22 protein-coding genes and 3 tRNA genes are annotated in these 25,805 nt (G+C 72.9%); 14 read left to right on the forward strand and 11 right to left on the reverse strand.

Annotated features, from left to right (window positions below; all coding sequences use genetic code 11):
- The first annotated feature begins 6 nt into the window (after nucleotides 1-6).
- Both ACFYZ3_RS00810 and ACFYZ3_RS00815 read left to right on the forward strand, forming a co-directional pair.
- Nucleotides 7-564, forward strand: a complete 558-nt coding sequence (locus tag ACFYZ3_RS00810) for a TetR/AcrR family transcriptional regulator (protein WP_388512936.1) — start codon at nucleotides 7-9, stop codon at nucleotides 562-564.
- Nucleotides 565-624: 60 nt separating this feature from the next.
- Nucleotides 625-1,407 (forward strand): sulfite exporter TauE/SafE family protein, encoded by a 783-nt coding sequence (locus ACFYZ3_RS00815; RefSeq protein ID WP_388512938.1) that lies wholly within the window; start codon nucleotides 625-627, stop codon nucleotides 1,405-1,407.
- On the opposite strand, the gene ACFYZ3_RS00820 is transcribed toward ACFYZ3_RS00815, so the two are convergent.
- Nucleotides 1,404-2,312, reverse strand: coding sequence for an NAD(P)-dependent oxidoreductase (locus ACFYZ3_RS00820; RefSeq protein ID WP_388512940.1), 909 nt, complete (start codon nucleotides 2,310-2,312; stop codon nucleotides 1,404-1,406). The two genes, ACFYZ3_RS00815 and ACFYZ3_RS00820, sit on opposite strands and share 4 nt — an antisense overlap.
- A gap of 107 nt (nucleotides 2,313-2,419) precedes the next feature.
- Between ACFYZ3_RS00820 and ACFYZ3_RS00825 the strand changes: the two genes are divergently transcribed.
- Nucleotides 2,420-2,809 carry a winged helix-turn-helix transcriptional regulator gene (locus tag ACFYZ3_RS00825; RefSeq protein ID WP_388512942.1) on the forward strand — a complete coding sequence of 130 codons (390 nt, stop codon included), beginning with the start codon at nucleotides 2,420-2,422 and terminating at the stop codon, nucleotides 2,807-2,809.
- Here the strand turns inward: ACFYZ3_RS00825 and ACFYZ3_RS00830 are convergent.
- Entirely contained in the window at nucleotides 2,747-3,379 is a 633-nt protein-coding gene (locus ACFYZ3_RS00830) for a class F sortase (protein ID WP_361000766.1), read from the reverse strand. The genes ACFYZ3_RS00825 and ACFYZ3_RS00830 overlap by 63 nt on opposite strands.
- Nucleotides 3,380-3,497: 118 nt before the next feature.
- A complete protein-coding gene (locus ACFYZ3_RS00835) occupies nucleotides 3,498-4,040 on the reverse strand; it encodes a hypothetical protein (protein ID WP_388512944.1) in 543 nt (180 codons plus the stop codon).
- Nucleotides 4,041-4,205: 165 nt separating this feature from the next.
- Between ACFYZ3_RS00835 and ACFYZ3_RS00840 the strand changes: the two genes are divergently transcribed.
- The 3 genes from ACFYZ3_RS00840 (at nucleotide 4,206) to ACFYZ3_RS00850 (ending at nucleotide 6,595) form a co-directional block, all read left to right on the forward strand.
- On the forward strand, nucleotides 4,206-4,793 hold the full coding sequence (locus ACFYZ3_RS00840; protein ID WP_388512946.1) for an NADPH-dependent FMN reductase: 588 nt from the start codon (nucleotides 4,206-4,208) through the stop codon (nucleotides 4,791-4,793).
- A 132-nt stretch (nucleotides 4,794-4,925) separates the two neighbouring features.
- The gene (locus ACFYZ3_RS00845) at nucleotides 4,926-5,693 is read left to right on the forward strand and encodes an SDR family oxidoreductase (protein WP_388512949.1); all 768 of its coding nucleotides are present in this window, start codon (nucleotides 4,926-4,928) and stop codon (nucleotides 5,691-5,693) included.
- A gap of 158 nt (nucleotides 5,694-5,851) precedes the next feature.
- Nucleotides 5,852-6,595: an SDR family oxidoreductase gene (locus ACFYZ3_RS00850; RefSeq protein ID WP_388512951.1), complete on the forward strand. Its 744-nt coding sequence runs from the start codon at nucleotides 5,852-5,854 to the stop codon at nucleotides 6,593-6,595.
- Here the strand turns inward: ACFYZ3_RS00850 and ACFYZ3_RS00855 are convergent.
- From ACFYZ3_RS00855 to ACFYZ3_RS00870, 4 genes are all read right to left on the reverse strand, one after another.
- Nucleotides 6,544-7,473: a LysR family transcriptional regulator gene (locus tag ACFYZ3_RS00855; protein ID WP_264331990.1), complete on the reverse strand. Its 930-nt coding sequence runs from the start codon at nucleotides 7,471-7,473 to the stop codon at nucleotides 6,544-6,546. The genes ACFYZ3_RS00850 and ACFYZ3_RS00855 overlap by 52 nt on opposite strands.
- Nucleotides 7,474-7,560: 87 nt before the next feature.
- Nucleotides 7,561-9,204, reverse strand: a complete 1,644-nt coding sequence (locus tag ACFYZ3_RS00860; protein ID WP_388512952.1) for a M4 family metallopeptidase — start codon at nucleotides 9,202-9,204, stop codon at nucleotides 7,561-7,563.
- 149 nt (nucleotides 9,205-9,353) lie between these two features.
- Entirely contained in the window at nucleotides 9,354-11,645 is a 2,292-nt protein-coding gene (locus ACFYZ3_RS00865) for a molybdopterin oxidoreductase family protein (protein WP_388512954.1), read from the reverse strand.
- A gap of 103 nt (nucleotides 11,646-11,748) precedes the next feature.
- Complete coding sequence (locus tag ACFYZ3_RS00870) at nucleotides 11,749-12,435, reverse strand: vancomycin high temperature exclusion protein (RefSeq protein WP_388512955.1); 687 nt, start codon at nucleotides 12,433-12,435, stop codon at nucleotides 11,749-11,751.
- Between the two features lie 165 nt (nucleotides 12,436-12,600).
- On the opposite strand from ACFYZ3_RS00870, the gene ACFYZ3_RS00875 reads away from it, so the two are divergent.
- The 5 genes from ACFYZ3_RS00875 (at nucleotide 12,601) to ACFYZ3_RS00895 (ending at nucleotide 19,451) form a co-directional block, all read left to right on the forward strand.
- Nucleotides 12,601-13,461, forward strand: coding sequence for a sirohydrochlorin chelatase (locus tag ACFYZ3_RS00875; protein ID WP_388512957.1), 861 nt, complete (start codon nucleotides 12,601-12,603; stop codon nucleotides 13,459-13,461).
- A 39-nt stretch (nucleotides 13,462-13,500) separates the two neighbouring features.
- Nucleotides 13,501-14,775 carry a deoxyguanosinetriphosphate triphosphohydrolase gene (locus ACFYZ3_RS00880; protein WP_388512958.1) on the forward strand — a complete coding sequence of 425 codons (1,275 nt, stop codon included), beginning with the start codon at nucleotides 13,501-13,503 and terminating at the stop codon, nucleotides 14,773-14,775.
- A gap of 140 nt (nucleotides 14,776-14,915) precedes the next feature.
- The gene (locus ACFYZ3_RS00885) at nucleotides 14,916-16,181 is read left to right on the forward strand and encodes an NAD(P)/FAD-dependent oxidoreductase (protein WP_388512960.1); all 1,266 of its coding nucleotides are present in this window, start codon (nucleotides 14,916-14,918) and stop codon (nucleotides 16,179-16,181) included.
- Nucleotides 16,182-16,210: 29 nt separating this feature from the next.
- Nucleotides 16,211-18,136 (forward strand): DNA primase, encoded by a 1,926-nt coding sequence (gene dnaG, locus ACFYZ3_RS00890; protein WP_388512962.1) that lies wholly within the window; start codon nucleotides 16,211-16,213, stop codon nucleotides 18,134-18,136.
- A gap of 115 nt (nucleotides 18,137-18,251) precedes the next feature.
- Entirely contained in the window at nucleotides 18,252-19,451 is a 1,200-nt protein-coding gene (locus tag ACFYZ3_RS00895) for an RNA polymerase sigma factor (protein ID WP_388512964.1), read from the forward strand.
- A gap of 75 nt (nucleotides 19,452-19,526) precedes the next feature.
- Here ACFYZ3_RS00895 and ACFYZ3_RS00900 read toward each other — a convergent pair whose 3' ends face one another.
- The 4 genes from ACFYZ3_RS00900 to ACFYZ3_RS00915 form a co-directional block, all read right to left on the reverse strand.
- Nucleotides 19,527-21,455 carry an ABC transporter ATP-binding protein gene (locus tag ACFYZ3_RS00900; RefSeq protein ID WP_388512966.1) on the reverse strand — a complete coding sequence of 643 codons (1,929 nt, stop codon included), beginning with the start codon at nucleotides 21,453-21,455 and terminating at the stop codon, nucleotides 19,527-19,529.
- Nucleotides 21,455-23,188, reverse strand: coding sequence for an ABC transporter ATP-binding protein (locus ACFYZ3_RS00905; protein ID WP_388512969.1), 1,734 nt, complete (start codon nucleotides 23,186-23,188; stop codon nucleotides 21,455-21,457). The genes ACFYZ3_RS00900 and ACFYZ3_RS00905 overlap by 1 nt, the downstream gene beginning before the upstream one ends.
- 139 nt (nucleotides 23,189-23,327) lie before the next feature.
- The gene (locus ACFYZ3_RS00910; RefSeq protein ID WP_388512971.1) at nucleotides 23,328-24,776 is read right to left on the reverse strand and encodes an FGGY-family carbohydrate kinase; all 1,449 of its coding nucleotides are present in this window, start codon (nucleotides 24,774-24,776) and stop codon (nucleotides 23,328-23,330) included.
- 49 nt (nucleotides 24,777-24,825) lie between these two features.
- Nucleotides 24,826-25,131: a YtxH domain-containing protein gene (locus ACFYZ3_RS00915; protein ID WP_356860561.1), complete on the reverse strand. Its 306-nt coding sequence runs from the start codon at nucleotides 25,129-25,131 to the stop codon at nucleotides 24,826-24,828.
- A gap of 149 nt (nucleotides 25,132-25,280) precedes the next feature.
- Here ACFYZ3_RS00915 and ACFYZ3_RS00920 point away from each other — a divergent pair.
- From ACFYZ3_RS00920 to ACFYZ3_RS00930, 3 genes are all read left to right on the forward strand, one after another.
- Nucleotides 25,281-25,353 (forward strand) — tRNA-Asn (locus tag ACFYZ3_RS00920).
- Nucleotides 25,354-25,358: 5 nt separating this feature from the next.
- A tRNA-Asn gene (locus ACFYZ3_RS00925) sits at nucleotides 25,359-25,431 on the forward strand.
- Nucleotides 25,432-25,629: 198 nt separating this feature from the next.
- Nucleotides 25,630-25,703, forward strand: a tRNA-Ile gene (locus ACFYZ3_RS00930).
- Nucleotides 25,704-25,805 lie beyond the last annotated feature (102 nt).

Genomic DNA, 25,805 nt, shown 5'->3' on the forward strand with positions numbered 1-25,805 from the left:
ACGGCGATGACAGGCAGCACTCGTGGCCCCAACGACCCCCGGCGCCGCGAACGCATCCTCGACGCCGCGCTCGACGTCGTCGCGGAGCACGGCGCCATCAAGGTGACCTTCCGCAGGATCGCGGAGGCGGCGGGCGTGCCGCTCGGGTCGCTCACCTACTACTTCGACGACATGCAGCACCTGTTGACCGCCGCCTTCACCCGGCTCGCGGAGACCGTCTCCACCCGCTACGGCGCGCTGCTGGAGGCCGCGCGGACCCGGCAGGAGGCCGAGGAGGCGGTCGTCGAGATCATCTGCGGCAAGGTCTGGGGGACCGACCGCAACCTCCTGCTCAGCTACGAGCTCTACGCCTTCGCCACCCGCAATCCCGAGGTGCGCGCCGTCATGCGCTCCTGGATGCAGGCCAGCCGGTCCTCCCTGGCCAGGCACTTCGACCCGCTCACCGCACGGGCCCTGGACGCGCTGGTCGAGGGATTCTCCATCCACAACTCCGTCGACCTGCGGCCCACCGGGCGCGAGGAGGTCGCCGCCGTGGTCCGTGCCGTCGTCGACGCCGGGGCGTGAACCTCAGAAGTCCCTCATCTCGATGGACGGCACATCCATCCCGTCCATAGGGTCGCGATCATGCCCGACATATCGCTGACCACGGTCGTCCTGCTCTGCCTCGCCGCACTCGCGGCCGGCTGGATCGACGCCGTGGTGGGCGGCGGCGGCCTCCTGCTCCTGCCCGCGCTCCTGCTCGGCCTGCCGTCCGGCACCCCGGCCGCGCACGCGCTCGGCACCAACAAGGCGGTCGCCATCGTCGGCACCACCGGCGCGGCGGTGACATACGCCCGCAAGGCGCCGGTGGACGTGGGCACCGCCGTACGCATCGGCCTCGCGGCGCTGGCCGGGTCCTCGGGCGGTGCCTTCTTCGCCGCCGGGATGAGCACCGAGGTCCTGAAGCCGGTGATCATGGTGGTGCTGCTCGCGGTCGCCGCCTTCGTGATCTTCCGCCCCGCCTTCGGCACCGCTCCCGCCACCGGCCCGGCCACCCGCCGCCAGATCCTCGCCGCGATCGGTCTGGCGGGCCTCGGCATCGGCTTCTACGACGGCCTCATCGGCCCCGGCACCGGAACCTTCCTGGTCCTGGCCCTCACCGCCCTGCTCCACCTGGACCTGGTGACCGCCTCCGCCACCGCCAAGATCGTCAACTGCTGCACCAACGCGGGCGCCCTCGCCACCTTCGCCTGGCAGGGCGCGGTGCTGTGGCAGCTGGCCGTCCTGATGGCCGCCTTCAACCTGGCCGGCGGCATGTTCGGCGCCCACACGGCCCTCAAGAGGGGCAGCGGCTTCGTCCGCGTCGTCCTGCTGACCGTCGTCTTCGCACTGGTGGCGAACCTGGCGTACGAACAGTGGGTGGCCTAGGGGCGGTCCGCCGCGGCCCGGCGCAGGTTCAGCAGTTCCACCACCCCCGTCGTGTCCTCCGCCCCGTGCCCCTCGGCGAGCCGCCGCTCCATCAGTGCCAGGTACGGCGTCAGCAGCTCCGTGCTCACCCCCTGCTCCTCCGCCGTGCGCAGCAGGGTCGCGCTCCCCGCCACCTGCATCGCCAGGTTGGAGACGACGTCCTTGCCGTAGTCGCCGCTCGCCAGTTGCCCGGCGGCCCGGTGAGCCGAGCCGGACATCGCGCCGAGCCAGGACACCAGCAGCGGTGCGAAGTCCTCCGGGGCGATGTCCTCCGGGCCGATCAGGGCGAAGGCGTGCGCCATGCCCGCGAACATGCCGTACATCGCGCTCAGCAGCGCCACGTCGTGCAGCGCCGCGAATCCCGGGTCCGTACCGACGTAGCGCGTACCGGCCGGCACGGCGAGTGTGTTCCGGTGTTCGTCGAACAGCTCGGCGGAGCCGCTGTAGAGGATGTGTCCGCCGGAGTCGGGAGACCCGATCATCGGCGGTACGGCCATGATCCCGCCGTCCAGGAAGCGGGCTCCGCGTTCCCGCGCCCACCCGGCGCGGGCGCGGCCCTCGGCGGGCGTCCCGGTGGTGAGGTTCACCAGGTCCCGCCCGGTCAGCCCGGCCCCGTCCAGGGCCTCGCCGACCGAGGCGTCGTCGAGCAGGCAGACGATCACCAGGCGGCTCGCGGCCACCGCCTCACCGGCGCTCGCGGCGACCCTCGCCCCCGCGGCGGCGAGGGCCCCGGCGCGGGCCGGGGTGCGGTTCCAGACGGTCACGGGGTGGCCGGCGGCGAGCCAGGCGCGGGTCAGGGCGGTGCCCATGGCGCCGGTGCCGAGGACGGTGAGCGGAATACGGGCGGCGGGTGTCTTGTCAGTCATGGTGATCAGGTTCCGACGGGGCCGGTGACCGCTCAAGTACGTACTTCGGAGTGGGTGGTTACCCCGGCGGAAGCGTGCAGGCAGCGGGCAGGGACGGGGTGACGGGTATGGGGACGGCACGGCGGCCGGGGGCGTACCACTGCGGGGTCGACGCGGCGATCGACGTGATCGGCGGGAAATGGAAGGTACTGATCCTCTGGGCCCTCGGCGAGGGCATGTACCGCTTCGGCGCGCTGCGCCGCGCACTGCCGGGCGTCACCGAGAAGGTGCTCGCCGCGCAGCTGCGGGAGCTGGAGGCCGACGGCATCGTGCACCGCGAGGAGTACGGCGAGGTGCCGCCCCGCGTCGAGTACTCGCTGACCGCCCGGGGCGTCGCGCTCAACGAGGCCCTGGTGCCGCTCGGCGCGTGGGGGAAGGCGCACGTGCTGAACGCGTCACCGGCTCCCGGTCAGGTGGGCGAAGACGACCACGTTGCCCTGGTAGCCGGTACTGCGTGAGTAGGGGCCGCCGCAGGTGATGACGCGCAGTTCGGGGCGGTCGGCGGCGCCGTAGACCTTCTCGTCGGGGAAGGCGTCGGCGGCGTAGACCTCCACCGCGTCCACGGTGAAGACGGCGACGCCGCCGTCGCGCCGGTCGATCTCGATCGCCGAGCCCTTCTTCAGGGCGCCGAGGCGGTAGAAGACCGCGGGCCCCTCGGCGTTGTCGACGTGCCCGGCGACGATCGCGGTGCCCTTCTCGCCGGGGGTGGTGCCCGCCTCGTACCAGCCGGCGAGGTTCTTCTTCTCGGCGGGCGGTACGTCCAGGCTGCCCGTGCCGGTCAGGCCCAGGCCGGTCAGCGGGGCGTCCACGCCGATCGCCGGGATGCGGACGCGGTCCGGCGGGGAGGGCGGCAGCGCCGGTGCGGCGGCGCCCCGGTCACCCCGGTCGGCCTGGCCGGTGGTGCGGGCCTGAGCGGCCGACGGCTGCGGCGGGGCGTCGGTGCGGGCGCCGCCGAGCAGCAGCCACGCCCCCGAGCAGAGGGCGACGGCGGTGACGGCCGCTATCGCGGTGTCCTTGACCCTGCGCATGACGTCCCCTCTCCCTCGGATCCCTGGGACCCCCGGCCCCCTCCGGGCCGCGAGGGGCGTCGGACCCGGAGGGGGTGGGGAAGTGCGGTACCGGCGGACGGGCAGCGGAGGGTGCCCGTCAGATCCCGTCGCCTCTCGCCCGGCGATGCAGGAGCCAGGTACCGCCCGCGGCGGCGACGGCGAGAGCCGCCACGCCGGCCGCGGTCTGCACGGGGTCGGGGCCAAGCGCGCCGCCGACCCCCGTCTTCACGCTTCCTCTGGGGTACACCTGCTCGGCGGCCGAGGTCAGCGTGACCACCAGGTCGCCCGTCACCCGCCGCTCGTCGTCCCCGCAGGTCGCGACGATCTCGTACGTCCCCGGCTGCGCGCTCGGCGGCACCTCGAAGTGGCCGGTCGCCTCGCCCTCGCCGGTGCCCGGCGCCAGCGGGAACGCGCCCGCGCCGACCGCGCTCGCGTCACCCGCGGCCGAGCCGCCCCCGCCGCACGCCGCGGTCGTCACCACGGCCCGGTCGCCCGGCACGACCGAGGCCGGATACACCGTCAGGCCGCCGGTGGCGACGGCATCCCCGGCGTACACCGGGGCCGCGGTGGCCGCGGCGGTCAGACCGACGGCCGCGGCGGCGAGCGCGGTACCGGTCAGCAGGCGGGCGGTACGTCGCATCGGTGCTCCTTTGAGCTCTTCGGTGGCCCCTGCCCTACCGAGGTAAGTGGCACCGGCCCCGGCCCGCTCCCCGGGCGGGTGTGAACGGGTGACCGGTGCCTCCGAACGGGCCCGGGACCGAGGCGGCTTGACCTCGAGCAAACTTGAGGTATCAGGCTCTCCCGCATGAACACCACGACCGCACCGCTCCGCGTCACCCTGCTCGTCGGCAGCAACCGCCAGGGCCGCTTCGGCCCCGTCGTCGCCGACTGGCTCCTGGACCACCTCCGGGCCCACGACGACCTGGTCCCCGAGGTGGTGGACATCGCCGGGACCGAGCTGCCCACGACCTTCGCCCCGACCCCGGAGGCGACCGCCGCACTGGCGGAGATCACCCCGAAACTGGCGGACGCCGACGCGTTCGTCGTGCTGACCCCCGAGTACAACCACTCGTTCCCGGCCGGCCTGAAGAACGTCATCGACTGGCACTTCACCGAGTGGCGGGCCAAGCCCGTCGGCCTGGTCTCCTACGGCGGTCTGGCCGGCGGCCTGCGGGCCGCCGAGCACCTGCGCCAGGTCTTCGCCGAACTGCACGCCGTCACCGTCCGCGACACCGTCTCCTTCCACAACGCGGGCGCCTCCTTCGACGACGAGGGCAGGCTCAGGGACCCGTCAGGGCCGGACGCGGCGGCCAAGACGATGCTCGACCAGCTGGTGTGGTGGGGACGGGCCCTGCGGGAGGCGAAGGAGAAGCACCCCTACGACGGCGCGTGAGGCGTCACGGAAACGCCGCCCGGCTGCCATAGGAGCTTCCTATGGCAGCCGCTGCAATTTCGTCTTTGCCTCCCTTCGATTTCCGGACCTACCGTGTGGGAGTCATCATGCGAAGGCGAAAGGAAAAATGCCATGGCCGTGCAGGAAAACGCGTCGGAGAACAGGGAGCTCGCGGGAAAGCGGGCCCTGGTCACCGGCGGCACGCGCGGAATCGGAGCGGCGATCGTCCGCCGGCTCCTGGACGCCGGCGCCGAGGTGATCACGACCGCCAGGTCGGCGACGGGCCCGGCGCCGAAGGGGGCGCGCTTCGTGCAGGCGGACGTGCGGAGCCTCGCCGGAGCCGAGGCGCTCGCCGGGGCCGCGCGCGAGGCGCTCGGCGGGGTGGACATCCTGGTCCACAACGCGGGCGGGGCGCGGCCCCACAAGGACGGCCTGGTCATCCCCGACGAGGAGTGGCTGGACACGCTGAACCTGAACCTCCTCGCGTCGGTCCGGCTGAACTCGCTGCTGGTACCGGGCATGCGGGAACGGCGCTCGGGAGCGATCGTGCACATCTCCACCGCCGCGGTCGCGCCCCCCGCACCGCCGTTCCTGCACTACCAGGCGGCGAAGGCGGCGCTGGACAACTACAGCGCCGGACTGGCCGCGACGCTGGCCCCCTCCGGCGTCCGGGTCAACACCGTCAGTCCCGGCCGGACCTCCACCCCCGGCGGGGAGGAGACCCGGGAGCACTGGGCGCGTCTCGACGCCGGACCGGCCCCGAGCGGCACCGCCCCGCTGGGGCGCGACGGCCTGCCCGACGACATCGCCCACGCGGTGCTGTTCCTCGTGTCCGACCGTGCGGGCTGGGTGACCGGGACCAGCCTCGCGGTGGACGGCGGGGAATATCCCAGGGGCTGACCTCCGAAAAAGCCGAGCTGGAAGAGTCGAGCTGGCAAAGCCGAGCCGGAAAAACCGAGCCGGAAGAGTCGAGCCGGAAAAGTCGAGCGTAATAATGCGGCTGGAAAAGTGCAGCTGGGAAAATGAAGCTGCAAATCCTGCGGAAAAGGGATCCGGAAATGGGTAGGTACAGCAACAAGAACGCCGTGATCACGGGTGGCGGCAGTGGCATGGGTCTCGCGATGGCGGAACTGCTGGTGGCCGACGGGGCCCGGGTGGTGATCACCGGCCGTTCGCAGGCCACGCTCGACGCCGCGCGGGAGCGGCTCGGCGAGAACGCGGTGGCCGTCCGGGGCGACGTGGCCTCACTGCCGGACCTGGACGCCCTCACCGACCGTGTGAAGGCCGAACTGGGCACGGTCGACGCCCTGTTCGTCAACGCCGGCATCGCGACCCTCACGCCGCTCGAATCGACGACCGAGGAGGCCTACGACGAGCTGTTCGCGATCAACGTCAAGGGCGCCTGGTTCACCGTGCAGAAGCTCGCCCCGCTGCTGAACACGGGCGCCGGCGTCGTCCTCACCACCTCGGTCGCCAATGTCATCGGCATGGCGGACACCAGCGTCTACGCGGCCGGGAAGGCGGCGCTGCGCTCGATGGCCCGCAGCTTCTCCCGTGAGCTGCTGCCCCGCGGCATCCGGGTCAACGCGGTCAGCCCGGGACCCGTCGACACCGGAGCCCTGGACGCGGCGATGACCGCCGAGGAGGCCGAGCGGTTCAAGGCGGAGCGGGTCGCGGACAACCCCATGCGGCGCTTCGGCACCCCCGAGGAGATCGCCCGGGCCGCCGCCTTCCTCGCCTTCGACGCCACCTACACGACCGGCGCCGAGCTGGCCGTGGACGGTGGCGCCACCCAGCTCTGAGCGAACCGGTACCAGGTCTCCTGGCGCAGGAACTCCAGCAGCGCCGTCTCCGCCGGGCCCGCGCCGGGCCGCACCGCGGCGACCACGGGCTGGGACACGGCCGGGGACACCGGACGCACCAGGTGCTCGTGACCGGGGGGCACCGCGGAGGCCGGGACGAACGTCACCCCGAGGCCGTGGGCGGCCCAGCGCACGGCCGTCGCCGTCTGGGAGACCCGGGCGACGGTGGTCGGGGCGAGCCCGTTCTCCCGCAGCACCTCCACCAGTACGCCGTCGAGCGCGCTGGCCGGGTCGAACCGCACCCACGGCTCCCGCTCCAGGTCCCGCAGCGCGACCCGGTCCGCGGCGAGCTGCGGGTGCCCGGCGGCCAGCACCACGACGAACTCCTCGTCGCCGAGGTGGTGGCCGTCGTACAGGCCCTCGTCGCACGGTCCGGCCATGATGGCGAGGTCCAGCACGCCGCCGCGGGCCAGCCGCTCCAGCTCGGTCGGGTTCGGCTCCTCGAAGACGGTGACCTCCAGGCGGGGGAAGCGGCGGCGCAGCGCGCTCAGGGCGCCCGGCAGCTGCCGGGTGCCCAGGCCCATCTGCACCGCGACCACCAGCTCGCCCGCCAGCTCCTCGGAGCCGGCCCGCGCCGTCGCCCGCGCCCGGCGCGCCGCGTTCACCGCGATCTCCGCGTCCCGCAGGAAGGCGCGGCCGGCCACGGTGGGCACCAGACCGGTCGGGGTGCGGGAGAACAGCTCCACGCCGAGGTCCCGCTCCAGACCGCGGATCTGCTGGGACACCGAGGGCTGGGCGACGCGCAGCGCCTCGGCCGCGGCCGTCACCGAGCCCTCCTCGGCGACGGCCAGGGCGTACTCGAACTGCCTCAGGCTCACGGCTTCCGTCCCCTCGTTCGTGCTCTCGCCGCAAGCGTAAGCGAGCGCGGCGGGGACGGGCGCCGGACGGCCGGGGGTCAGTCGGGGTCAGTCGACGTACACCGCGCTCCACGCCGCGCCGACCGCGGCGTACTCGGCGCTGTCGGTGCCGTACAGGTCACTGGCCGCGCTCAGGGTGGCGGCGCGGGCGCCCGCGTAGTCGGTGGACGAGGTCATGTACACCGTCAGCGCCCGGTACCAGATGTCGCCCAGCTTGTCCCGGCCGATCCCGGAGACCGTGGAGCCGTCGCAGGTGGGGGAGTCGTACGCCACGCCGCCCACGGTCCGCGCACCGCTGCCCTCGGCCAGCAGGTAGGCGAAGTGGTTGGCGACGCCGGAGGAGTAGTGGACGTCCAGGTCGCCCAGCGAGGTGCTCCAGCAGTCGGCCGAGCTGCCGTCCCTGCTCGGCCGGTCCAGGTAGCGCAGGGCTTCCCGGCCGAAGCCGTCCCGGACGACCTTCTCGCCGATTCGGTAGTCCCCGGGGTCGGCGGAGTTGTCCGCGTGCCACTCCACCAGGGTGCCGAAGATGTCCGAGGTCGCCTCGTTCAGGCCGCCGGACTCGCCCGAGTACGTCAGCGCCGCCGTCTTCGACGTCACCCCGTGCGACATCTCGTGAGCGGCGACGTCCAGCGAGACCAGCGGCCCGAAGGTCGTCCCGTCACCGTCGCCGTACGTCATGCAGAAGCAGCCGTCGTCCCAGAAGGCGTTGTTGTACTTGTTGCCGTAGTGCACGCGGTTGTACGAGCCCTTGCCGTCACCCGCGATGCCGCTGCGCCCGTGGACGTCCTCGTAGTAGTCCCAGGTGGCGTCCGTGCCGTACTGCGCGTCCACCGCGGCCGAGGCCCGGTCGTCCGCGGCCCCCGTGCCCCAGTGGTTGTCGGCGTCGGTGAACAGCGTCGCGGGCGCCCGCGACAGGCAGATGGTGAGGATGCACAGGTCGGTCCCGTTCTCCGCGTCACCCGTGTACGTGTCGCCGCGCGTCGGGTCCTTGAGCCGGTACGACGACCCGGACGGCGTCGTCTCCAGCGGCACCGTGCCCCCGTACAGCGACTTCCCGTCGCCGGACGCCGACTCGACGGTGTCCCAGGCGTCGATGCGGGCGCCCGTGCCCGCGTCGGTCAGCACGGTGCGCGCGACCGGGTTGCCTAGGGAGTCCAGCGCCGCCGCGTCGGTCCGCCAGGCCAGCCTCGGGGCGCCGTGCAGGGCGTCGACGACCAGCTCCGGCCGGGCGGTGAGCTTCTCGAGCAGCTCGCCCGGATTGGCCGCGCGCAACGCGTTCGAGGCCAGGTCGGCGGCCTTCGGTGCCGACAGCTTCGGGGCGACGGAGGGCAGGGAGAGCGGGGTGTCCGTCGCGCGGTCGGCGCCGCGGAAGTCGCCGTCGGGGGCGAGGTGGACGACGAAGTCGCCGCCCAGGACGGGGAGTCGGTGGTAGGTGCGGTCGTAGCGGACGTGCTGCGTGCCGTCCTCGTCGACGATGACGTCGCGGACCTCGGTGTCCTGGTCCCCCGTCAGGCCCAGGGCGGCGGCGTGCTCCGACAGGGCAGCCGCGGCGTGGTCGAGGGCGGTGGCGCGGGCCGGACGGCCGGCGGCCGCGGCGCCGGGGGCGAGGGCGGCGATCAGCAGGGTCGCGGTGGTGGCGGCGGTACCGGCCAGGGCGAGACGGGAACCTCTGACGTGCCGTATTCGGCTCATCGATCTCCTCGGTGCGGACGCGCCTTTCGGCGCTTGCGGGCGCTGTTGCTGACCCGGATTCAAGAACCCGGGGCATGACATGTCCATAGCGCTCACGTGGAGATCATGAGAGGAGAGAATGACGTCGCCAGGACCCCGCCGGGACGCCGCTAGAACGTCACCGTTTCCACCCGCACCGCGCACACCTTGAACTCCGGCATCCGCGAGGTCGGGTCCAGGGCCGGGTTGGTCAGGGTGTTGGCGCGGCCCTCGCCCGGCCAGTGGAAGGGCATGAACACGGTGTCGGGCCGGATGCCGGTGGTGATGCGGGCCGGTGCCACCGCCCGCCCCCGCCGGGACACGACCGCCAGCGGGTCGCCCTCGGCCGCCCCCAGCCGCGCCGCGAGCCGCGGGTGAAGCTCCACGAAGGGGCCCGGAGCGGCGGCGTTCAGCTCGGCCACCCGCCGGGTCTGCGCCCCGGACTGGTACTGCGACACGACCCGGCCGGTGGTCAGCAGCACGGGGTACTCGTCGTCCGGCTCCTCGGCGCTCGGCCGGTGCGTCACGGGCGCGAAGCGGGCCCGGCCGTCGTCGGTGGCGAAGCGGTCGAGGAAGAGGCGCGGGGTGCCGGGGTGGGGCACGGTGCAGGGGGCGCTGCCGCTGCCCGTGCCGCCGGTGTCGCTGTCCGTGGCGGTGCTGTTGCCGGTGCCGGTGCGGGTGTCCCTGCCGGAGCCGGAGTCGGTGTCGCTGCCGCCGCTGCCGGTGCTGTTGCCGGTGCCGGTGCCGGTGCCGGTGCCGCTGCCGGTGTCGGCGGCGTCCGTGCCGTCGGCCGCGGGTTGCGCCGGGCACGGCCAGAACACGCCGTTCCCCTCCGCCAGCCGCCGGTAGCCGATCCCGGAGTAGTCCGCCGGACCGCCCGCGCTCGCCCGCCGCAGCTCCTCGAAGACCTCCTCGGGATCGGTCGGGAACCCCTTCTCCACGCCGAGCCGCCCCGCCAGCCCGTGCAGCACCTCCAGATCGCCGCGCACCCCGTCCGGCGGCGTGATCGCGCGCCGCCGCAGCAGCACCCGCCCCTCCAGACTCGTCGTGGTCCCCGTCTCCTCCGCCCACTGCGTCACCGGCAGGACGACGTCCGCCAGTTCCGCCGTCTCGGAGAGCACCACGTCGCACACCGCCAGGAAGTCCAGCGACCGCAGCCGCCCCTCGATGTGCGCGGCCCGCGGCGCGGACACGACCGGGTTGGACCCCATCACCAGCAGCGACCTGACGTCCGTCCCCAGCGCGTCCAGCAGCTCGTACGCGCTGCGCCCCGGCCCCGGCAGCGCGTCCGGGTCCACGCCCCACACCTCGGCGACGTGCCGCCGCGCCGCCGGGTCGGTCAGCTTGCGGTACCCCGGCAACTGGTCGGCCTTCTGTCCGTGTTCGCGCCCGCCCTGCCCGTTGCCCTGCCCGGTCAGACAGCCGTACCCGGACAGGGGCCGCCCGGCCCGCCCGGTCGCCAGGCACAGGTTGATCCACGCGCCCACCGTGTCCGTGCCCTTGGCCTGCTGCTCGGGCCCGCGCGCGGTGAGCACCATCGCCGCCTCGGGCGCGCAGAACAGCCGTACCGCCTGCCGCAGTTCGGGAACGGACACCCCGGTGATCCGCTCCACGTACTCCGGCCAGTGCGCCATCGCCGCCGCCCGCGCCGCCTCCCAGCCGGACGTGCGCTCCTCGACGTACGCCTCGTCGACCCGGCCCTCGGCGACCACCAGGTGCAGCATGCCGAGCGCGAGGGCGAGGTCGGTCCCCGGCCGGGGCGCGAGGTGCAGGTCGGCCTGCTCGGCGGTCTTCGTGCGGCGCGGGTCGACGACGATCAGCGTGCCGCCGTTCTCCCGCAGCTCGGTGAAGTAGCGCAGCGACGGCGGCATCGTCTCCGCCGGGTTCGACCCGACGAGGATCACGCACCCGGTCCTCGGGATGTCCTCCAGCGGGAACGGCAGCCCCCGGTCGAGCCCGAAGGCCCTCGTCCCGGCCGCCGCGGCCGACGACATGCAGAACCGCCCGTTGTAGTCGATCTGCGAGGTGCCCAGCACCACCCGGGCGAACTTGCCCAGCGCGTACGCCTTCTCGTTGGTCAGCCCGCCCCCGCCGAACACCCCGAGCGCGTCCGCCCCGTACCGCGCCCGCGTGTGCTCCAGGTTCCCGGCGATCCGGTCCAGCGCCTCGTCCCAGCCGGCCGGCACCAGGGTCCCGTCGCCGGACCGCACCATCGGCGAGGTCAGCCGCGCCCCCGGCGCCAGCACCGCCGCCGCCGTACGCCCCTTGCCGCACAGCGCGCCCCGGTTCACCGGGAAGTCCGCCCGCTCGGACACCTCGACGGTCCCGCCCTCGACGGGCGTCAGGTTCATCCCGCACTGCAACGCGCAGTACGGGCAGTGCGTGGGGGTGGTGGCGGGGTTCCGCGTGCCGGTGTTCTGCATGCCGCCCAGCCTGCGGCTGCCGTGTTACGCGACCGGGCGGCGCCCTGTTACACGGCGGGGACGGCGACCTCCCCGCCCCCGCCGGGCCGCGGTGAGGGACGCGTCATCCGGCGTCGGCCAGGGCCCGCGCCACCCCCGGCTCCCTCGGGCCGAGGAAGTGCGGGTCCGGCTCGAAGACCGCGTCCAGCGCCGCCTTGCCCGCCGCGAGGATCTCCCGGGCGCCCCCGTAGTACCAGGTCACGTCGTGCTCGTCGTCGACCCCGACGCCGTACGACGCCACCCCCGCCTCCTGGCACAGGGCGACCGCCCGCCGGATGTGGAAGCCCTGGCTGATCAGCACCGCCCGGTCGACTCCGAAGATCTTCTTCGCCCGGACGCAGGAGTCCCAGGTGTCGAACCCCGCGTAGTCGCTGACGATCCGCCCGTCGGGCACCCCGTGCCGGACCAGGTAGGCGCGCATGGCGTCCGGCTCGTCGTACTCCTCGCGGCTGTTGTCCCCGGTCACGAGCACCACCTCGATCCGCCCCGCCCGGTACAGCTGTGCCGCCGCGTCCAGCCGGTGCGCCAGGTACGGCGACGGCTCCCCGTCCCACAGCCCGGCCCCGAAGACGACCGCGACCCCGGTGCGCGGCACGTCGGCGGCGGTGCGCAGCCGGTCGTCCGTGGCCAGGTGCAGCCACGCGCTCGGCAGCAGCGCCAGCACGCACCCCGCCATCACCGCCCGCACCAGCCGCCGCTGCCCCTTCCGGGTGCGTGGCAGGCGCGGTCTGCGAAGTCTCGGGCGGCGCATTGGGACGGTCCCCTCCCCGGTCGGTTCCTGCCACCAGGGACGTCCGCGCGCGCCGCCCGGTTCACCGGCCGCTCACACGGACGGTCCGGCGCCGTGTGAACCGACGGAAAATCCCCGTGACACGCGCGCAACGGGACGGCAACGTCCGGCCGCCACCCTCGGAGCATGACGGCGACGACAGTGACGAGCAACAGGCCCGCGGCGGCCACCGGCGGCACCCCCGCCCTGGTCGTCGTCGCCCACGGCAGCCGCGACCCGCGCGCGCTCAGCACCGTACGGGCCCTCCTCGACCGGGTCCGCGCCCTGCGCCCCGCCCTGCCGGTGCACCTCGGCCACGTCGAGCTGAACGAGCCCCTGCTGCCGGACACCCTCACCGCCCTCGGCGACGGGGCGGCGGTCCTCGTCCCCCTCCTGCTCAGCCGCGGCCACCACGTCAAACGGGACATCCCGGAGATGGCCGCGGCCTCCCCGGCCCGCACCCGCGTGGCCGCCCCGCTCGGCCCGCACCCCCTCCTGGTGGACGCCCTCCAGGCCCGCCTCACGGAGGCCGGCCTGCCCACCCACGCGGGCCCGGACCACGCCGTCGTCCTCGCCTCCGCGGGCTCCCGGGACCCGGAGTCCCGCGCCGACACCGCCCGTACGGCGGCACTCCTCGCCACCCGCCTGGGCGTCCCGGTCGTCCCGGCGTACGCCTCGGCGGCGCCCCCGACGGTCCCGGAGGCGGTACGTACCCTCACGGCCCGGGGCTACCGCCGCGTGGCCGTCGCCTCCTGTTTCACGGCCCCGGGCCGCTTCGCGACCCAGTGCGCGGCAGCGGCCCCGTGGATCGTCTCCGAGCCCCTGGGCACCCACCCGTCCATGGCCCGCCTGCTGCTCCACCGCTACGACCAGGCACTTGAAGCAGGCGACGAGACCAACGGACGCCAAGGGGCGCGGGACGAGTCGACCTGCGGCTCCGCCGCGTGGGCGCGACCAGCCATGCCGCACGCCGCACTGGCAATCGGACCGCACCCGGCACCCGCATAGGCGCCCCACCTGTCACACCTTCCGCATACTGTTCACGACATGGAAGGCACCGCACCCCCCACCCCGTACGACCCGGCGTCGGCCGCCCGCTATGCTCCCGAGCCGGACAAACGCCCCGGCCGCACCGCCTTCCAGCGCGACCGCGCCCGCATCCTGCACTCCGGCGCCCTGCGCCGCCTCGCCGGGAAGACGCAGGTCGTCGCGCCGGGGGAGGGCAGCCCCGTCTGGGACGCCAGCCCCCGCACCCGCCTCACGCACTCCCTGGAGTGCGCCCAGGTCGGCCGTGAGCTGGGCGCCGCCCTCGGCTGCGACCCGGACCTCGTCGAGGCGGCCTGCCTCGCGCACGACCTGGGCCACCCGCCCTTCGGGCACAACGGGGAACAGGCGCTCAACGCCTTCGCCGAGGACTGCGGCGGCTTCGAGGGCAACGCCCAGTCGCTCAGGCTCCTCACCCGCATCGAGCCCAAGCGGTTCACCGAGGACGGCTCCGTCGGGCTCAACCTCACCCGCGCCACGCTCGACGCCGCCACCAAGTACCCGTGGCCCCGCGGAGCCCACCCCTCCGTCCCCGCCTCGCCCAAGTTCGGGGTGTACGACGACGACCGGCCCGTCTTCGAATGGCTCCGCAAGGACGCCCCCGGCGCCCGCACCTGTTTCGAGGCGCAGGTCATGGACTGGGCCGACGACGTGGCGTACTCCGTGCACGACGTCGAGGACGGTCTGCACGCCGGTCACATCGACCCGAACTGCCTGCTCGCCGACCCCGAGCGCGAGGCAGTGTTCGACGCCGCCGTCGGACGTTACGTCCCCGCCGGCACCGACCACGCCGAACTGGCCGCCGCCCTCGACCGCCTCCTCGCCCAGGACTGGTGGCCACACGGCTACGACGGCTCGGCGGTCGCCCAGGCGCGGCTGAAGGACGCCACCAGTCAGCTCATCGGCCGCTTCTGCCTGGCCGCCGAGGCCGCCACCCGGGCCGCGTACGGGGACGGCCGGCTCACCCGGTACACCGCCGAGCTGGTCGTGCCCCGCGAGACCCGCATGGAGTGCGCCGTCCTCAAGGCGGTCGCCGTCCGCTACGTCATGCAGCGCACCGAGCAGGAGCGGCTCCGCGCCGACCAGCGGATCGTCGTCGCCGAGCTGGCCGAGGCGCTCACCGCCCGCGCGCCGGACGGGCTCGACCCCCAGTTCCGCGCGCTGTTCGACGGGGCCGCCGACGACCGGGCGCGCAAACGGGTGGTCGTCGACCAGATCGCCTCCCTCACCGACGCCTCGGCCCGCTCGCTTCACGCCCGCCTGACGGGGCATCCATGAGACTGGCGGCGGGACAGGCATGACCCGGACACGGCCCGGATCGCGGCACTCCGTGGCCTGAACGGGTCACTGCCCCTTCCCGCACCACGCCACGTGCGGGACGCTCGCATGTGGCGGCACCCTGACGAGGAGGCAAACAAGTGGTCGACGCGGATCAGACATTCGTCATCGTCGGAGGCGGCCTGGCGGGCGCGAAGGCGGCCGAGACGCTCCGCACGGAGGGGTTCACCGGCCGGGTGATCCTCGTCTGCGACGAACGCGACCACCCCTACGAGCGCCCGCCGCTGTCCAAGGGCTACCTCCTCGGCAAGGAGGAGCGCGACAGCGTCTTCGTGCACGAACCCGCCTGGTACGCGCGGCACGACATCGAGCTGCACCTCGGCCAGACCGTCGTCGCGATCGACCGCGCCGCCAAGACCGTCCACTACGGCGACGACGGCACCCACGTCAGGTACGACAAGCTGCTCATCGCGACCGGCGCCGAGCCCCGTCGTCTGGACGTCCCCGGCACCGGTCTCGCGGGCGTCCACCACCTGCGCCGCCTGGCCCACGCCGAGCGCCTCAAGGGCGTCCTCGCCTCCCTCGGCCGGGACAACGGCCACCTGGTGATCGCCGGTGCGGGCTGGATCGGCCTGGAGGTCGCGGCCGCGGCCCGGGAGTACGGGGCGGAGGTCACCGTCATCGAGCCCTCTCCGACCCCGCTGCACGGCGTCCTCGGTCCCGAGCTGGGCTCCGTCTTCGCCGAGCTGCACGAGTCGCGCGGCGTCCGCTTCCGCTTCGGTGTGAAGCTGACCGAGATCGTCGGCCAGGACGGTGTGGTGCTGGCCGCCCGCACCGACGACGGCGAGGAGCACCCCGCGCACGACGTGCTCGCCGCGATCGGCGCCGCCCCGCGCACCGCGCTCGCCCAGGCCGCCGGGCTGGAGATCGCCGACCGGGCCCACGGCGGCGGCATCGTCGTCGACGACCACCTGCGCACCTCCGACCCCGACGTCTACGCGGCGGGCGACGTGGCCTCCTTCCACCACGCCCTCTTCGACACCAGCCTGCGCGTGGAGCACTGGGCCAACGCCCTGAACGGCGGTCCGGCCGCCGCCCGCGCGATGCTCGGCAAGGGCCTCGCCCACGACCGCGTGCCCTACTTCTTCACCGACCAGTACGACCTGGGCATGGAGTACTCCGGCTGGGCGCCGGCCGGGTCGTACGACCAGGTGGTGATCCGCGGGGACGCGGCGAAGCGCGAGTTCATCGCCTTCTGGCTGAAGGAGGGCCGGGTGCTGGCCGGGATGAACGTCAACGTGTGGGACGTCACGGAGCCGATCCAGCAGCTGATCCGCTCGAAGACCCGGGTGGACACGGAGGCCCTGGCGAACCCGCACGTATCCCTCGAAAGCCTCGTCGCATAGTTGTCGTACCGTCCCCGTAGACTTCACGCGTGGCAGGACGGATCAACGACGAGGACGTGAAGGCGGTACGGGACGCGGTCCCGATCGACGCCGTCGTCTCGGAGTACCTCCAGCTGCGCAACGCGGGCGGTGGCAACCTGAAGGGGCTGTGCCCCTTCCACGACGAGAAGTCGCCGTCCTTCCAGGTCAGTCCGAGCAAGGGGTTCTTCCACTGCTTCGGCTGCCAGGAGGGCGGCGACACCATCACCTTCGTGATGAAGATCGACCACCTCACCTTCTCGGAGGCGGTCGAGCGCCTGGCCGGCCAGGCCGGCATCACCCTGCGCTACGAGGAGGGCGGGTACAACCCCTCCCACCAGCGCGGTGAGCGCATCCGCCTGGTCGAGGCCCACAAGATCGCCGCCCAGTGGTACGCGGAGCAGCTCGCCACCGGCCCCGAGGCGGACACCGGCCGCGCCTTCCTCGCCGACCGCGGTTTCGACCAGGCCGCCGCCGAGCACTTCGGCGTCGGCTACAGCCCCCAGGGCTGGGACCACCTCACCCGCTTTCTGCGCGGCAAGGGCTTCAGCGACAAGGAGCTGCTGCTCTCCGGCCTGTCCCAGGAGGGCCGCCGCGGCCCCATCGACCGCTTCCGCGGCCGGCTGATGTGGCCCATCCGCGACATCGGCGGCGACGTCGTCGGCTTCGGCGCCCGCAAGCTCTACGAGGCGGACAACGGCCCGAAGTACCTGAACACCCCCGACACGGCCATCTACAGGAAGTCCCAGGTCCTCTACGGCATCGACCTCGCCAAGAAGGACATCGCCAAGGCGTCCCGCGCCGTCGTCGTCGAGGGCTACACGGACGTCATGGCCTGCCACCTCGCCGGGGTCACCACCGCCATCGCCACCTGCGGCACCGCCTTCGGCGGCGACCACATCAAGATCCTGCGCCGACTGCTGATGGACAACGGCTCGGCCCGCGTCATCTTCACCTTCGACGGCGACGCGGCCGGACAGAAGGCGGCCCTGCGCGCCTTCGAGGACGACCAGAAGTTCGCCGCCGAGACCTACATCGCCATCGCCCCCGACGGCATGGACCCCTGCGACCTGCGCCTGGCCAAGGGCGACGACGCCGTCGCCGACCTGGTCGAGCCGCGCACCCCGCTCTTCGAGTTCGCGCTGCGCCAGATCGTGGCCCGCTACGACCTGGACACCCCCGCCGGTCGCGCCGCCGCCCTGGACGAGGCCGCGCCGGTCGTCGCCCGGATCAAGAACAGCGGCGCCCAGCACGAGGTCGCCGTGCAGCTCGCCGGCATGCTCGGCATCCTCGACACCCAGTTCGTGGTCAAGCGGATCGCCCAGCTGGCCCGCTGGGCCCGCGACCGCGGCGGCAAGGGACCCGCCCCCGACCAGCGGCAGCGCGGCGGCAGCCCGCAGCAGCAGGCCGGACCCAGGACGGCCACCCCCCGGGGCCCGGCCCTCAACCTCCGCAACCCGGTCTTCGCCACCGAACGCGAGCTGCTCAAGCTCGCCCTCCAGCGCCCCGAGCTGGTCTCCCCGGCCTTCGACGCGTACGGCGCCGACGAGTTCACCGCCCCGCCCTACGCCGCCGTACGCGAGGCGATCATGGAAGCGGGCGGCGCCGAGTTCGGCGTCCAGGACCCCCAGGACTACCTGGTCCGGGTCCGTGAGGCCGCCCCCGACGACGCCGTCCGCGCCATGGTCACCGAACTCGCGGTCGAGGCGATCATGCTGCACCGCGGCGTGAAGGGCGTCGACGAGGTCTACGCGGGCGCCCAGCTCGTCACCGTCCGCCGCCGGGCCGTCGAGCGCCGCATCCGCGACATCACCGGCCGCCTCACCCGCCTCTCCGGCCACGGCGACCCCGCCGAACTGGCCGCCGTGCAGAACGAGCTGTGGATCCTCCAGCAGTACGACCAGAACCTGCGCGAACACGGCGCCGCCGCGCTCTAGAACCGGCCCGGGAACACCCGCGGGTAACCGTGCGGTCACGCCCCGGACGCAAAAAGTCACCGCACGCCCCTCGTGGCGGCGATGTGTCGTACCCCACACTGGGGGCGGTACCTGAGTGCACGCGTGCGAGGCGGACAGCGGCGAGCGAGCCGGCTCCGCCCCCCCGACGTACCGCCGCCGGCCCCCGCCGGCCGCGTCCATCCTGGAGGTCGCCCCCGTGCAGACCCAGACCCTCACCCAGACCGACACCGGTCCCGGCGGCGCGGAGCCGGACGCGGAGCGCGGCGTGCTCGTCGCGATGCCCGCGCAGCCCGGTGCCGGAACGGCGGTGTCCCACCCTGGCGCCCCCGCGGACGTGCCCGAGCACCCGGAACCGCCGCCGCCCACCCGTACGGAGTCCGGCGGGCCCTCCTCCGACCTGTTCCGGCAGTACCTGCGCGAGATCGGCCGGATCCCGCTGTTGTCCGCGGCCGAGGAGGTCGACCTCGCCCGGCGGGTGGAGGCCGGACTGTTCGCCGAGGAGAAGCTGCGGCACGCCGTCGACCTGGACAGCCGCCTCGCCCTGGACCTCGACCGGCTCGTCGTCATGGGCCGCCTGGCCAAGCGGCGCCTGATCGAGGCCAACCTGCGGCTCGTGGTGTCGGTGGCCAAGCGCTACGTGGGGCGTGGGCTGACCATGCTGGACCTGGTCCAGGAGGGAAACCTGGGCCTGATCCGGGCGGTCGAGAAGTTCGACTACGCCCGGGGCTACAAGTTCTCCACCTACGCCACCTGGTGGATCCGCCAGGCCATGTCCCGTGCCCTGGCCGACCAGGCCCGCACCATCCGCGTCCCCGTCCACGTCGTGGAGCTGATCAACCGGGTCGTCCGCGTCCAGCGCCGGATGCTCCAGGAACGCGGCTACGAACCCACCCCGCAGGAGGTCGCCGCCCACCTGGACCTGGCGCCCGAGCGGGTCGGCGAGGTGCTGCGCCTGGCGCAGGAGCCGGTGTCGTTGCACGCCCCGGTCGGCGAGGAGGACGACGTAGCCCTCGGTGACCTCATCGAGGACGGCGACGCCGCCAGCCCCGTCGAGTCGGCCGCGTTCCTGCTGCTGCGCCAGCACCTGGAGGCGGTGCTCTCCACCCTCGGCGAACGCGAACGCAAGGTCGTCCAGCTCCGCTACGGCCTGGTCGACGGCCGCCCCCGCACCCTGGAGGAGATAGGCCGCCTCTTCGGCGTCACCCGCGAACGCATCCGCCAGATCGAGTCCAAGACCCTCAACAAACTCCGCGACCACGCCTACGCGGACCAGCTGAGGGGCTACTTGGACTGACCCCCGTAGCTGCGGGCAATCGTGCCGCAGGGCGGCACGGGTGGGCGCAGCGGCACCCCGACGCCGGGCAACCCGTCACCCCACCTCAGCCACAGCCTCCGCGAACTGCGCCTTGTACAACCGCGCGTACGCACCATCCGCGGCCAGCAACTCCGCGTGCGCCCCCTGCTCCACGATCGCCCCGTCCTCCATCACCAGAATCGTGTCCGCGTCCCGGATCGTCGACAGCCGGTGCGCGATCACGAACGACGTCCGCCCGTGCGCCAGCTTCGCCATCGCCTTCTGGATCAGGACCTCCGTCCGCGTGTCCACGGACGACGTCGCCTCGTCGAGCACCAGGATCACCGGGTCGGACAGGAACGCCCGCGCGATGGTGATCAGCTGCTTCTCACCCGCGCTCACCCCCGTGCCCTCGTCGTCGATCACCGTGTCGTAGCCGTCGGGCAGCGTCCGTACGAACCGGTCGGCGTGCGCGGCCCGCGCGGCCTCCTCGATCTCCCCGCGGGTGACCTCCCGCGACGCCCCGTACGCGATGTTCTCCGCGATGGTGCCGCCGAACAGCCAGGTGTCCTGGAGCACCATGCCGATCCCGGCCCGCAGCTCGTCCCGGGACATCTTCGCGATGTCGACGCCGTCCAGGGTGATCCGCCCGCCGGAGACCTCGTAGAACCGCATCAGCAGGTTGACCAGGGTCGTCTTGCCCGCGCCCGTCGGGCCGACGATGGCGACCGTGTGGCCCGGCTCCACCTTCAGCGACAGATCCTCGATCAGCGGCTTCTCCGGGTCGTAGCGGAAGGACACGTGGTCCAGTTCCACCCGGCCGCGCAGGTCCTCGGGCCGGGCGCCCGGGATCGGGTCCGCCGACTGCTCCTCGGCGTCCAGCAGCTCGAAGACCCGCTCCGCCGACGCCACGCCCGACTGCACCAGGTTCGCCATCGACGCGACCTGCGTCAGCGGCATCGAGAACTGCCGGGAGTACTGGATGAAGGCCTGCACGTCGCCGATGGACAGCTGGCCCGAGGCCACCCGCAGCCCGCCGACCACCGCGACCAGCACGTAGTTCAGGTTGGACACGCACATCATCAGCGGCTGCATGATCCCGCTGTTGAACTGCGCCTTGAACCCGGCCTCGTACAGCGCGTCGTTCTGCTCGGCGAACTGCTGCGCCGACTCCTCCTGGCGCCCGAACACCTTCACCAGCGCGTGCCCGGTGTACATCTCCTCGATGTGCGCGTTCAGCTGCCCCGTCGAGCGCCACTGCTGCACGAACTGCGGCTGCGACCGCTTGCCCACCCGCGTGGCCACCACGAAGGACAGCGGCACGGTCACCAGGGCGACCAGCGCCAGGATCCAGGAGACGTAGAACATCATCGCCAGCACGCCGATGATGGTGAGCAGCGAGTTGATCAGCTGGCCCATCGACTGCTGGAGCGTCTGCCCGATGTTGTCGATGTCGTTGGTGGCGCGGCTGAGCACCTCGCCGCGCTGGCGCTTGTCGAAGTAGGACAGCGGCAGCCGGGACAGCTTCGTCTGCACGTCCTCGCGCAGCCGGAACATGGTCCGGTTCACCGCCCGGTTCACCAGCCGCGTGGCCACCGCCATCAGCAGCCCCGCCACCGCGAACGTCGCCAGCGCGAGCAGCAGCACCTCGCCGACCGCGCCGAAGTCGATGCCCTGGCCCGGGGTGAAGTCCGTGCTGCGCAGCATGTCGGCGACGTTGCCGTCGCCGCGCTCGCGCATGGTGGCCAGGACCTGCTCCTTCGTGGCCCCGGACGGCATGTCCCGCCCGACGATGCCCGCGAAGACCAGGTCGGTGGCCCGGCCGAGGATCTTCGGCCCGACCACGTTGAGGCCGACGCTGACGACCACGCACGCCAGCAGCGTGAACAGCGTCGCCCGCTCCGGCCGGAACTGGGAGACGAGCCGTTTGCTCGACCCCTTGAAGTCCATCGATCGCTGGTCGGGGCCGCCCCCGGCCATCATGCGACCCGCAGGCCCGGCCATCAGGCAGCCTCCGCTTCCGTCAGCTGGGAGAGCACGATCTCCCGATAGGTCTCGTTGTCCGCCATCAGCTCGTGGTGCCGGCCCACGCCGACCACCCGCCCCTCGTCCAGCACGACGATCCGGTCCGCGTCCCGGATGGTCGACACCCGCTGCGCCACGATCACCACCGTCGCCTCGGCGGTCTCCTGGGCCAGCTCGGCCCGCAACGCCGCGTCGGTGGCGTAGTCGAGGGCGGAGAAGGAGTCGTCGAAGAGGTAGATCTCCGGGCGCTGGACCAGCGTCCGCGCGATCGCGAGGCGCTGGCGCTGACCGCCCGACACATTGGTGCCGCCCTGCGCGACCGGTGCGTCGAGCCCGCCCTCCAGCTCGGAGACGAAGTCCTTGGCCTGCGCCACCTTCAGCGCGTGCCACAGCTCCTCGTCCGTGGCGTCCGGATTGCCGTAGCGCAGATTGGTCGCGACGGTGCCGGCGAAGAGGTACGGCTTCTGCGGCACCAGGCTCACCACCTTGGCCAGCGTCTTCGGGTCGACGGTCCGCACGTCCACCCCGTCGACCAGGACCTCGCCCTCGGTGGCGTCGAAGAGCCGGGGGACCAGGCCCAGCAGCGTCGACTTGCCGCTGCCCGTCGAGCCGATGACGGCGGTCGTCTCGCCCGGCTTGGCCACCAGGGCGATGTTCCTGAGCACCGGCTCCTCGGCACCGGGGTAGCGGAAGCCCGCATCCCGGATCTCCAGGTGCCCGTGCCGGCGCAGCTCGGTGACCGGCGCCGTCGGCGGCACCACACTGCTCTCGGTCTCCAGGACCTCCTGGATGCGCTCGGCGCACACCTCCGCGCGCGGCACCATCATGAACATGAAGGTGGCCATCATCACGGACATGACGATCTGCATCAGGTAGGCGAGGAACGCCGTCAGGTCGCCGATCTGCATCCCGCCGCTGTCGATCCGGTGGGCGCCGAACCACACCACCGCGATCGACGACAGGTTCACCACCGTCATGACCACCGGGAACATCAGCGCCAGCAGGTTGCCGGTGCCGAGGGCCACGTCGGTCAGCTCGGTGTTGGCCTTCCGGAACCGCTGCTGCTCGTACTCGTCGCGCACGAAGGCGCGGATGACGCGGTTGCCGGTGATCTGCTCGCGCAGCACCCGGTTCACCGTGTCGAGGCGCACCTGCATCTTCCGGAACAGCGGGCGCAGCTTCCGCACGATCAGCGTGACGCAGATCGCCAGCACCGGCACGACCCCGAGCAGCACCCCGGACAGCGGCACGTCCAGGCCGAGCGCCATCACGATGCCGCCCACGCACATGATCGGCGCCGACACCATCAGCGTGAACGTCATCAGGGCCAGCATCTGGACCTGCTGCACGTCGTTGGTGGTCCGGGTGATCAGCGAGGGCGCGCCGAAGTGGCCGACCTCGCGCGCCGAGAAGGACTGCACCCGGTCGAAGACGGCACCGCGCACGTCCCGGCCGAGGGCGGCCGCGGTGCGCGCCCCGTAGAAGACCGCACCGATGTTGCAGACCACCTGGGCCAGCGAGATGCCGATCATCAGGGCGCCGTAGCTCAGGATGTAGCCCGAGTCACCCTTCACGACGCCTTCGTCGATGATGTCCGCGTTCAGGGTCGGCAGGTACAGGGAGGCGCAGGTCTGCAGGAACTGCAACGCCACCAGCAGGGCGATGGGTTTCTTGTAGGGCCTGAGATAGGTCCGCAGTAGTCGTATGAGCACACTGAGTCTCTCGGAGTCGGCGACAGGGGCCGCGGTTGGTTGCCCCTGGCCCCTATCGTCGGACACTCCACCCGCGTTACCTCAACCGATTAACCCAAGAGCGCGGCAAATTCCGGCCTACGAGCGGTAAGCCCCGGCGTCAGAGCGCGCCCGGGTGCGTCTGCTCGCGCACCGACACGTACTGCTGGCGCACCGCCTGCCCCACCGCCAGCTCCGCGCCCGGCTCCAGCACCTGCGCCACCGCGCCCTGCCACACCGGGGGAGTGCGCGGGTCCAGCGTGCCCTGGGAGACGCCCAGCGCCCAGGCCGCCTGCCGGGCCGAGCCGATCGCCGCGTAGTCCGCGGGCTGCGGCACGACGACCTGCGTCCCGAACAGCGCGGGCGCCGCCGCCTGCACGGCCGGCAGCTCGGCCGCCGCACCGAGCAGGAACACCCGCCGTACGTCCACGCCCCGGCCGCGCAGCACGTCCAGGGCGTCGGCGAGACCGCACAGCATGCCCTCGAACGCGGCCCGCGCCAGGTGCTCCGGCCGCATCGACTCGCGCCGCAGCCCGGCCAGCGTGCCCGCGGTGTGCGGCAGGTTCGGCGTCCGCTCGCCCTCCAGATAGGGGAGCAGCACCAGCCCGTGCGCGCCGGGCGTCGACTTCATGGCCAGCTCGGACAGGCTCTCCAGGTCCCCCGCGCCGAGCAGTTCGGCGGTGCCGCGCAGCGCCCGTACGGCGTTCAGGGTGGTGACGACCGGCAGGTGCATGCCGGTGGCGTCCGCCAGGGCGGTGATCATCCCGGACTGGTCGACGAGCGGCTCGGTGTGCACGGCCATCACGGACCCGGAGGCGCCCAGCGACACCACCGCGTCACCGAGGCCGATCCCGAGCCCGAAGGCGGCCGCCTGGGTCTCACCGGTCCCGGCGGAGATCAGCAGACCCTCCGGCGTCGTACCGGCCGCGTCGGCCGGGCCGATCACCTCCGGCAGGATCGCCTGGTGCCCGAGCGCCAGCTCGACCAGATCGGGCCGGTAACCGCCGGTCGCCGCCGACCAGTACCCGGTGCCCGACGCCCCGCCCCGGTCCGTGGTCCGCCTCACCGGCCGCCCGAGGAGCTGCCACACCAGCCAGTCGTGGGCCTGGAGCAGTACGGCGGTCCGCGCGGCGGCCTCCGGCTCGCTCCGCGCCAGCCAGCGCAGCTTCGTCACCGGCTGCCCGGTCTGCGGCACCGAGCCCACGGCCTGCGCCCACGCCTCACGCCCGCCGAGCGCGTCGATCAGGTCGGCCGCCGCCACCTGGGAACGCTTGTCGCTCCCGACCATGGCCGGGCGCACGGTGTTGCCCTGCGTGTCCAGCGGCACGACCGAGTTGGCCTGCGCCGACACGCCGATGGCCTGCACGCCCTCGAGCAGCCCGCCGCCGGCCGCCTCCCCGAGGGACAGCAGCCAGGCCTGCGGATCGACGTCCGCGGGCCGGCCCCCGCCCTCGGGGCTCTCCAGCGGGTGCGGTGCGTAGCCCTGGCGCAGCACGGCGCCCGTGTCCGAATCGCAGACGACGATACGAGTGAAATCGGGCGAACTGTCCAACCCGGCGACTATCCCCATACCCGAAATTCTGCCGCACCGGCGACGGTGCACGTACCGCCCGGGGGCCTCAGGTGTTGCTCGTGCCCCAGTCGTCGGGACCGCTGCCGTTGCTGCCGCGTTCCCGCAGCGAGCGGACCCGGTGGGCCACCGAGTCGGGCATCCGGTCGCCGACCCTGTCGCTCACCACGTGGTACGCCTTGTCGGCGAAGTGCCTGCCCTGCTGGGCGGCGGACTCCGCGGTGTTGCGCACGGCCGGGTTCTGCGCGACCTGCTGCGCGGACTTCCGCAACTGCTCGTAACGCTCCCGCCCGGCCTTCGTGCCGAGCACGTAACCCACCGCTAGTCCGACGACGAACGTGAGCCGGTAACGCATGGCGGCCACCCTTCCCTTCACTGGCTCCGGGGGTGCTGGCGAGTACCGATTGGCGGAGCACCCCCCTGCTTGCGCTAATGTATGTGTCGCAGCGAGCGCGCGCCCCCTGGCGAATACCCAGGCAGACGCGTTCGATGCGACACCGACATTCCTCGGTAGCTCAATTGGCAGAGCAGCCGGCTGTTAACCGGCAGGTTACTGGTTCGAGTCCAGTCCGGGGAGCTCGGTCCTCCGTAGCTCAATTGGCAGAGCAGCCGGCTGTTAACCGGCAGGTTACTGGTTCGAGTCCAGTCGGGGGAGCACCGTGAACGAGGACCCTCCGGGGTCCTTTTTCATGTGCCCCTCACGTGTTCTCAAGTCCCGGGAACCACGCGGCACGCTGCGGAGTCTTCAAGGTCATGAAGGCAGCCGTGGAAGCCGACCATCCGAGGCAGGAGATCGTATGAGCGGCTATGCTGCGGCAGACGGCGCGCACACGTGTACGCGACACGCCGCTATGGGGCGGTAGCTCAGCCGGTTAGAGCAGCGGACTCATAATCCGTCGGCCGTGGGTTCGAGTCCCACCCGCCCCACTCACACGCCTTGCCGCAGGAACGTTCTCACCTGCGGTGGAGCCCGAGTCCGGGACCGATCGAGGGCCGCCTTCCAGCCACTGCTGACGCATGTGTCATACT

The organism is Streptomyces sp. NPDC001599 (assembly GCF_042893535.1).
Classification (GTDB): domain Bacteria; phylum Actinomycetota; class Actinomycetes; order Streptomycetales; family Streptomycetaceae; genus Streptomyces.